8 protein-coding genes are annotated in these 7883 nt (G+C 61.0%); 6 read left to right on the forward strand and 2 right to left on the reverse strand.

Going from position 1 to position 7883, the window contains the following annotated elements:
* The first annotated feature begins 196 nt into the window (after positions 1-196).
* The 3 genes from AAAB16_RS25705 (at position 197) to AAAB16_RS25715 (ending at position 2233) form a co-directional block, all read left to right on the forward strand.
* The gene (locus AAAB16_RS25705) at positions 197-1033 is read left to right on the forward strand and encodes an AraC family transcriptional regulator (RefSeq protein WP_340665913.1); all 837 of its coding nucleotides are present in this window, start codon (positions 197-199) and stop codon (positions 1031-1033) included.
* A 46-nt stretch (positions 1034-1079) separates the two neighbouring features.
* Positions 1080-1685, forward strand: a complete 606-nt coding sequence (locus AAAB16_RS25710) for a LysE family translocator (protein ID WP_340665920.1) — start codon at positions 1080-1082, stop codon at positions 1683-1685.
* A 98-nt stretch (positions 1686-1783) separates the two neighbouring features.
* Positions 1784-2233 carry a DUF4124 domain-containing protein gene (locus AAAB16_RS25715; protein WP_340665914.1) on the forward strand — a complete coding sequence of 150 codons (450 nt, stop codon included), beginning with the start codon at positions 1784-1786 and terminating at the stop codon, positions 2231-2233.
* Between the two features lie 27 nt (positions 2234-2260).
* Here AAAB16_RS25715 and AAAB16_RS25720 read toward each other — a convergent pair whose 3' ends face one another.
* On the reverse strand, positions 2261-3151 hold the full coding sequence (locus AAAB16_RS25720; protein WP_340665915.1) for a LysR substrate-binding domain-containing protein: 891 nt from the start codon (positions 3149-3151) through the stop codon (positions 2261-2263).
* 110 nt (positions 3152-3261) lie between these two features.
* Here AAAB16_RS25720 and AAAB16_RS25725 point away from each other — a divergent pair, with 110 nt between their 5' ends.
* Positions 3262-4161, forward strand: a complete 900-nt coding sequence (locus AAAB16_RS25725) for a DMT family transporter (RefSeq protein WP_340665916.1) — start codon at positions 3262-3264, stop codon at positions 4159-4161.
* A gap of 179 nt (positions 4162-4340) precedes the next feature.
* Positions 4341-5957: an NAD(P)/FAD-dependent oxidoreductase gene (locus AAAB16_RS25730; RefSeq protein ID WP_340665917.1), complete on the forward strand. Its 1617-nt coding sequence runs from the start codon at positions 4341-4343 to the stop codon at positions 5955-5957.
* A 68-nt stretch (positions 5958-6025) separates the two neighbouring features.
* On the opposite strand, the gene AAAB16_RS25735 is transcribed toward AAAB16_RS25730, so the two are convergent.
* Positions 6026-6964 (reverse strand): LysR substrate-binding domain-containing protein, encoded by a 939-nt coding sequence (locus AAAB16_RS25735; RefSeq protein ID WP_340665918.1) that lies wholly within the window; start codon positions 6962-6964, stop codon positions 6026-6028.
* 132 nt (positions 6965-7096) lie between these two features.
* On the opposite strand from AAAB16_RS25735, the gene AAAB16_RS25740 reads away from it, so the two are divergent.
* Positions 7097-7846 carry a 3-oxoacyl-ACP reductase family protein gene (locus AAAB16_RS25740; RefSeq protein WP_340665919.1) on the forward strand — a complete coding sequence of 250 codons (750 nt, stop codon included), beginning with the start codon at positions 7097-7099 and terminating at the stop codon, positions 7844-7846.
* The last annotated feature ends 37 nt before the right edge of the window (positions 7847-7883 follow it).

A 7883-nucleotide genomic window follows, 5' to 3' on the forward strand; every position in this document is an offset into this window, starting at 1 on the left:
CCCTAGAAGTGTGCGCGCAGTTGCCCCTCACCCTAGCCCTCTCCCCACAGGGGCGAGGGGACTGGAATGAAGTTTGCGCGGCTGATAACGACCTCGCTTGGCTGGGGCTGAGGGCAAAGGCTGCACAAAACTTCCAGACCTTAATTTCGCTCAAAGGCATACTACCCCGACCCACGTTTTCTCCCGGTCCCAGCCCATGCCCGCAAGCAACTGGATTGATCTCAGCCAAGACGCCGACTCCGGCATCGAGACCATCCGTGCCCATTTCCGCGGCCATGCCTACGACCCACATTGGCACGACAGCTACCTGATCGGTGTTACCGAACAAGGTGTGCAGCAGTTCAGTTGCCGGCAGCAGCGCCATATCAGCACGCCCGGCCAGGTATTTATGCTCGAGCCCGGCGAGATCCACGACGGCACTGCGCCCTCGGCCGAAGGCTTTACCTATTCCATGCTGTACCTCGACCCGCACTGGCTGGAGCGCGAAGTTCGTGCGCTGTTCGAGCAGGCGCCCGCCAGTTGCCTGCCGGGTTTTGCCCGAACCTTGATCGGTGATACGCGGCTGGCGCAGGCCACTCTGCTCGCGTTCCAAGCACTGCACGGCAACGAGTTACGCATCGTTCGGCAAACCGCGCTGGACGGCCTGCTGGCACAAATGACCGCACACCTGCACTGGCGCCAGCCGCAGTTGCTCGACCCACGCCTGCCGCTGGTGGCCCAGCGCGCCCGCGACTATCTACATGCCCATGGGCATGACGATATCGGCCTGGATGATCTAGCGCGTATCAGCGGCGTCGACCGCTTCCGTCTGACCCGCGCCTTTAAAGCCGCCTTTGGCATGGCGCCGCACGCCTACCTGATTCAACTGCGCCTGGCCAAAGCCCGGCACCTGCTGGCCCGTGGTGAAACGCCGGTGCAGGTTGCCAGCGCCCTCGGTTTTGCCGACCAAAGCCACCTCGGCCGCTGGTTTCGCCGCGCCTATCAATTGACCCCGGCGGACTACCGCAAGCGCTGCACAAATCGTCCAGACTGAACGCCCTGCCGCTGCAACCATCCAGGCTCCTGAACGCTATTGGAGCCTGCTCGTGGACCTGCTGCCATTTCTGTTATTCGCCTTTGTCGCCTCCATAACCCCTGGCCCCACCAACCTGCTGGTGCTGAGCAACAGCGCGCGCTTTGGTCTCGCTGCCGCGCTGCCCCTGGTGTTGGCCGCCTGTGCTGCCGCTGCGCTATTGGTGCTGGTGGTCGGGCTGGGCGTGGGCGATGCGCTTGCCCAGCAGCCACAGGTACAACAACTGATGGCCTGGGCCGGCATCGCCTGGCTGAGCTACTTGGCCTGGCAGATTTTCCGCAGCCCCGCAGTCGGCCTGGACAACGCTCGTGAACAAGCCGGCAAACGCCTGAGCATGGCTGCCGCCGCGGGCCTACAAGTGGTTAACCCGAAAACCTGGATGATGGCCTTGGCAGTGGTCAGCGTTTTTGCCGCCCACGCAGCGGATAAAACCAGCCGCGTGGCACTGCTGGCATTGGTGTTCTTTTTGGTCGCGCTGCCCTGCCTGGGTGTGTGGGCGGCGCTGGGGCGTGGCCTCAGCCAGTTTTGCCATAGCGATGCGCAGATGCAGCGCTTCAATCGAGCCATGGCGGCTCTATTGCTGGCTTCGGCGTGGGCGAGCTTGTTGGCATAACACTGCTCGTTCACCTACAAAAAAACGGGGCCAGCATTTCGAAGCCGGAGATTGCCTGCTAGCCTGCGCGCTTCGAATGACAAAGTGAGGGAAGCACTTTGAAACTGGCCGTAATCGCTCTACTGCTATTGCCTGTCTGCGCCCAGGCCCAAGTGTATAAATGCGTCGCCCCCGATGGCAGCACCAGCTACGCCACCGTGCCCTGCCCTGAGGGCGCAGGGGAAACCACGCGAATCATTGAACCCGTTCCGCCCAGCGGTGCGCTGAATATCCCCTACAGCGAACAAACCCAAACGGAAGAAGACGCGCCAGCCGACGCCGAGGACAAACCCTCGGCGACGACGGTCACTGGCATCCCAGATAGCGAAGAATCGCGCCGCGCGCAGAAGAAAGAGCAAATGCGCGAGGACGAGTTGCAGCACAAAAAGGATCTGTACGACGAAGCCTTGCGCAAGCGTGAGCGGTTGGAGAACGCGGAGCAGCTAGAACGACTAGAGCGGCTGGAGCGTTTGGAGCGGCAGCAGCAGACTATTCCCCAGTCCCAATGACGGCAGAATGGGCGGACCGGCCCCACCCTAGGTGCGGGCCTGAGCTTCGTCGATTAGCCACTGCTTAAGCGCCTGCACCGCCGGGCGCAGGGTGGCGCCCTGGGGGTGGACGACGTAATAGCCCTTGCTTAACAGCAAGCGGTCGCTAAACGCTTCAATCAGGCTGCCCGCCGCCACTTCCTCTTCGGTTAACAGTGCGCTGGTCAGCAGCACCCCCTGATGGCGGCTGGCGGCCTCGATGGCGACCAGCGACTGGTCGAAATACAGACCGGGAATCGCCGCCTGCGCTTTCGCCGACAAGCCGCTAAAGCGTTGCAGCCAGTTTTCCCAATGTGGGTGCAGGGTGTTGTGCAGCAAAGTGGCCTTGCCTACATCGGCGCTGCTGCGCAGGTTCAGGCGCGTGGCGTACTCGGGGCTGCAGTAAACGCGGGCGTCGTCGTTGCACAGCAGATGAGCTTCCAGCGCCGGGTCGTTGCCATCGAAGTAACGCACGGCCAGGTCCACCGGTTCGGCATTGAAGTCGACCACAGCAGCGGACGAATTGAGGTGCAGAGCCACCTCCGGATTACGCGCGACAAAGCCAGACATACGCCGAGCAAACCAGCGTGCGGCAAAACTAGGCGGCATATTCACCCACACACCGTTGCTGCGGCTGTCGCGCAACAGGCGGCTGGCACTGCTGATCTGCGCCAACGCCGGTTGAATACGCGCCCAATACGCCAGGCCGTCGGCAGTCGGTTGCAGTTGGCGAATATGGCGGGTGAATAGGCTGATGCCCAACCACTCCTCAAGCTTACGAATCTGCTGCCCCACCGCCCCGGGAGTTACACAGAGTTCCTGCGCAGCAAGAGAAAAACTATTCTCGCGCATGGCAGTATCGAAGTAATGCAGGGCTTTTAGCGGGGGAATTTGGCTCATAGCGCAGTTTTTCTATCTTATGGAGAACTCTTAATAGCTTGTAGCACGGCACCGGCGCCCCGGACAATCAACCACTCAGATTGCCCCGCTCGCCGCCGGAACACCTCGCCATGAAGTTCGCCATCAAGCACATCGCCTACCTCGCCTTCGCCCTGCTCGGGCTGATTTGGGGCACCAATTTCATCTTTACCAAATGGGCATCGCTGCTGATCAGCGCCGAACAAATCGTCTTGCTGCGGGTGCTGTTTGGTTTTGTGCCGTTGCTGGTGGTGGCGCTGGCACGCGGTGCACTGAGGTGGTCACATCTGCGCCACGCCCACCATTTCCTAGTCATGGCGCTACTGGCGACCTCGCTCTACTACTACGCCTACGCCAAGGGCGCCACGCTGCTGCTCTCAAGCGTGGCCGGCATGCTTAGCGGGGCGATTCCGCTGTTTACCTTTGCCTGCGCCTTTGTGTTTTTGCGCGAAGAACCGCTTAACCGCCGCACGGCGCTGGGCGTGTTATTTGGTTTTGCCGGCGTGCTGCTAATCGCCCGGCCATGGGATGCCGCCGGGCTGAATATCGAAGGCGTGCTGTATATGGTCGCCGGCTCACTGTGCGTGGGTTGCTCGTTTGTGTACGCCAAACGTTTTCTCACCGGCTTGGCAATTACCCCGTTGGCGCTGTGCACTTACCAGATTGGTACGGCGCTGCTGTTGATTGCCCTGGTAACCGACCTCAGCGGCATCGAACGCATCACCACCGATACCCGCGCCATGCTCGGTTTGGCCTTGGGTCTGGGGCTGCTGGGCACCGGTGTGGCGTACATCCTGTACTACTTTATCGTGCAGCGGTTGGGCGCCGTGAAAGCCTCGGCGGTGACCTATATTCCGCCGGTGATTGCCCTGCTGATTGGCGTTTTTCTTGCCCATGAGCCAGTGAAGGCGCTGGACCTAGTCGCGGTGGCGGCAATTTTGGGTGGGGTGTATATCCTGCAAACCGGGCGCGTGGCAGTGGCCAAGGCGTAGGCCGCGCACCTGGGTCCCTGCCTGTGCAGGGACGACGGCGTTGCTGAAAGGATCCCCGTCATTCGGGGATCGAGGTGCGCCGAACCAGCGACAATTTCAGGGCCAAGGGCTTTCGCGGCTATAATCGCCGCCTTGCCAAGCTGCCGGGTTACCTCCGGCCCTGATACTGGACTGCCCTCATGTTACGAATCACCGAATTCAAGCTGCCTATCGACCACGCGGACGAGGCCTTGCGCCCTGCCCTGGTGCAACGCCTGGGCATTGCCGATAGCGAATTGCTCGATTTCACCTTGTTTAAACGCAGCTACGACGCGCGGAAAAAATCCGCCGAGCTGTGCTTTATCTACACCATCGATTTCACCGCCAGCGACGAAGCAGCCTTGCTGAAAAAATTCAGCGACGACCGCCATATCGCTATCGCCCCGGACACCTCGTATAAGTTTGTCGGCCACGCGCCCGAGCAATTGGCCGAGCGCCCCTTGGTGGTTGGCTTTGGCCCCTGCGGTATTTTTGCCGCCCTGCTGCTGGCACAAATGGGCTTTAAACCCATCGTGCTCGAACGCGGCAAAGAAGTACGCCAGCGCACCAAAGACACCTGGGCGCTATGGCGCAAAAGCGTGCTCAACCCCGAATCCAACGTGCAGTTTGGTGAAGGCGGCGCCGGCACCTTCTCCGACGGCAAGCTGTATAGCCAGATCAAAGACCCGAAATTTCTCGGCCGCAAAGTGCTGCACGAGTTCGTTAAAGCCGGCGCGCCGGAAGAGATTTTGTACGTCAACAAACCGCATATCGGCACCTTCCGCCTGACTGGCGTGGTGGCCGATATGCGCGAGCAAATCATCGCCCTGGGCGGCGAAGTGCGCTTTGAACAACGGGTGACCGATGTACAGATTGAAAACGGCCAACTGACCGGGGTAACCCTGGCCAGCGGCGAGCAGATCCACAGTCGCCACGTGATTCTCGCCCTCGGCCACAGCGCCCGCGACACCTTCCGTATGCTGCATAGCCGTGAGGTATTTATGGAGGCCAAACCGTTCTCGGTGGGCTTCCGTATTGAGCACCCGCAATCGCTGATCGACCAGGCGCGCCTGGGCAAATTCGCCGGCCACCCGAAAATCGGTGCAGCCGATTACAAGCTGGTGCACCACGCCAAAAATGGCCGCTCGGTTTATAGCTTTTGCATGTGCCCGGGCGGTACGGTGGTCGCCGCCACCTCCGAACCGGAGCGCGTGGTTACCAATGGCATGAGCCAATACTCGCGCAACGAACGCAACGCCAACTCCGGCATTGTCGTCGGCATTACCCCGGAGGTGGACTACCCCGGCAGCCCGCTGGCGGGTGTCGAGTTGCAAGAACGCTTGGAGTCGCACGCTTATGTCATGGGCGGGCGCAACTACAACGCACCGGGGCAACTGGTCGGCGACTTTATCGCCGGCAAAGCCTCCACCGCCCTGGGCAGCGTTGAGCCGTCGTATAAACCCGGCATCAACCTGATGGACCTCGCCGACGCCCTGCCCGCCTTTGCCATTGAAGCCATTCGCGAAGCATTGCCGGCGTTCGACAAGCAGATCAAAGGTTTTGCCATGCACGACGCCGTACTTACCGGCATCGAAACCCGCACCTCATCGCCGCTGCGTATTACCCGCGGTGAAGACCTGCAAAGCCTGAATGTGCGCGGCTTGTTTCCCGCTGGCGAAGGCGCTGGTTATGCCGGCGGGATTTTGTCCGCTGGCGTAGATGGCATTCGCATAGCCGAAGCGGTGGCGCGGGATATCCTCGGCATCCAAGACGTGTAGCGCTTGTCGGGTGTGCTATGGGCACCCTAGCGATCGACTGGATATCGCCATGGTGCGCGCAGCACACCCTACGAAGCGGGACCGTGTAACGCCGACAAGCGCTTCTCCAAGCCCAACGCCTTAAATTGCTCCACAACAAAATCGACAAACACCCGGGTCTTCTGTGGCAGCAGTTTTTGCCCGGCGAAGTACAGCGTGGTCGCGCCGGTATCCACATACCAATCGGGCAGCACACGTTGCACGGTTCCTTTCTCTAAATACGGCAAGGCATGGGCAACGCTGACCAAGGCGATGCCCAGGCCAATCTGCGCCGCCGCGCAGGCGGCTTCGGGGTCGCTTAAGGTCATGCGTGGCTGGATATCGACAGGCGCCAATAGCCCTTCACGGTTGCGCAACGGGTAAGGACGCACGCGGCCGGTTTGCGGCGAGCGAATAAAAATGCCGGCGTGCTGCGGCAAATCGGCGGGCGAGCGCAGCGCGGGCGCCTGTTGCAGATAACTGGCAGAGGCCAGCAAAATCCGGTGCGCCGGCGCCAGCTCGCGGGCGACCACGCCTTGCGGCAAGTCAAAGCCGCCGCCTACCGCTGCATCAAAGCCATCGGCAATCAAGTCGACCTGGCGGTTATCGAAGTGCCAGTCCGGCACCACCCTTGGGTAGCGCTGCAAAAACTCGCCGAGCAGCGGCACCATATATTCGCGCCCAAACGACAAGCCCATGCTCACCTTCAAGGTGCCGGCTGGCTGGCTTTTCAAGGTAGTCAGGTTGCCCATCGCCAGCTGCAAGGTGCTCAAGCCACCCGCCGCCTCGGCGAGAAAATACTCGCCCGCCTCCGTCAGGCTGAGCTTGCGGGTACTACGCTGGAACAGCCGCACATCCAGGCTTGCCTCCAACCGCGCGACATTTTTGCCCACCGCAGCCGGGGTCAAACCCAGGCGCCGTGCGGCGTTGGCAAAACTTCCCGCCTCGGCGCTGCGGATAAAACATTCGATGCAGTTAAGGGTGTCCATGGCCTATTCCATACCGTTTGGATCGAAAGCATATCCGGATTCCTAGCTATTCAGAAGTTAATCCGATCCCGATACTGGCCCCAACACAAACGACGTACCCCTTACCTACTTACTTAAATCTGGAGACACACCATGACTACTCAAGCATCCCTTAACGGCAAAGTGGCTTTTATCCAAGGCGGTTCTCGCGGTATCGGCGCGGCCATCGTTAAACGTCTGGCCCGCGATGGCGCCAGCGTGGCCTTCACCTACAGCCAGAGCGCTGAATCGGCTCAAGGCTTGGTCAGCGAAATTGCAGCAGCCGGCGGCAAAGCCATCGCCATCCGCGCCGACAGCGCCAACGAACAAGCCATTCGCGGCGCCATTGGCCAAGCCGTAGAAGCCTTTGGCGGCCTGGATATTTTGGTTAACAACGCAGGCGTGCTGGCGGTGGCACCGATTGAACAACTGAGCATGGAAGACATCGACCGCACCCTGTCGATCAACGTGCGCAGCGTGGTCATCGCCAGCCAGGAGGCCGCGCGTCACCTGCGTAACAACGGCCGCATCATCACCATCGGCAGCACCAACGCCGAACGTATGCCCTTTGCCGGCGGCTCGATCTACGCCATGAGCAAATCGGCCATCGTCGGCTTTACCAAGGGTCTGTCGCGCGATTTGGGTGGCCGTGGCATCACCGTCAACAACGTGCAGCCGGGGCCGGTAGACACCGACATGAACCCCGACAGCGGCGACTTTGCCGAGTCGCTGAAGCAAGGCATGTCGCTGGGCCGTTATGGCCAGGTGGAAGAGATCGCCAGCTTTGTCAGCTACCTGGCCGGGCCGGAAGCGGGTTACATCACCGGTGCCAACTTGACCATTGATGGTGGGTTTGCGGCGTAACAGTCAGACTTCAAAACAGCGTACCTGGGTCCCCGCC

The organism is Pseudomonas sp. (assembly GCF_037994325.1).
Lineage (GTDB): Bacteria > Pseudomonadota > Gammaproteobacteria > Pseudomonadales > Pseudomonadaceae > Aquipseudomonas.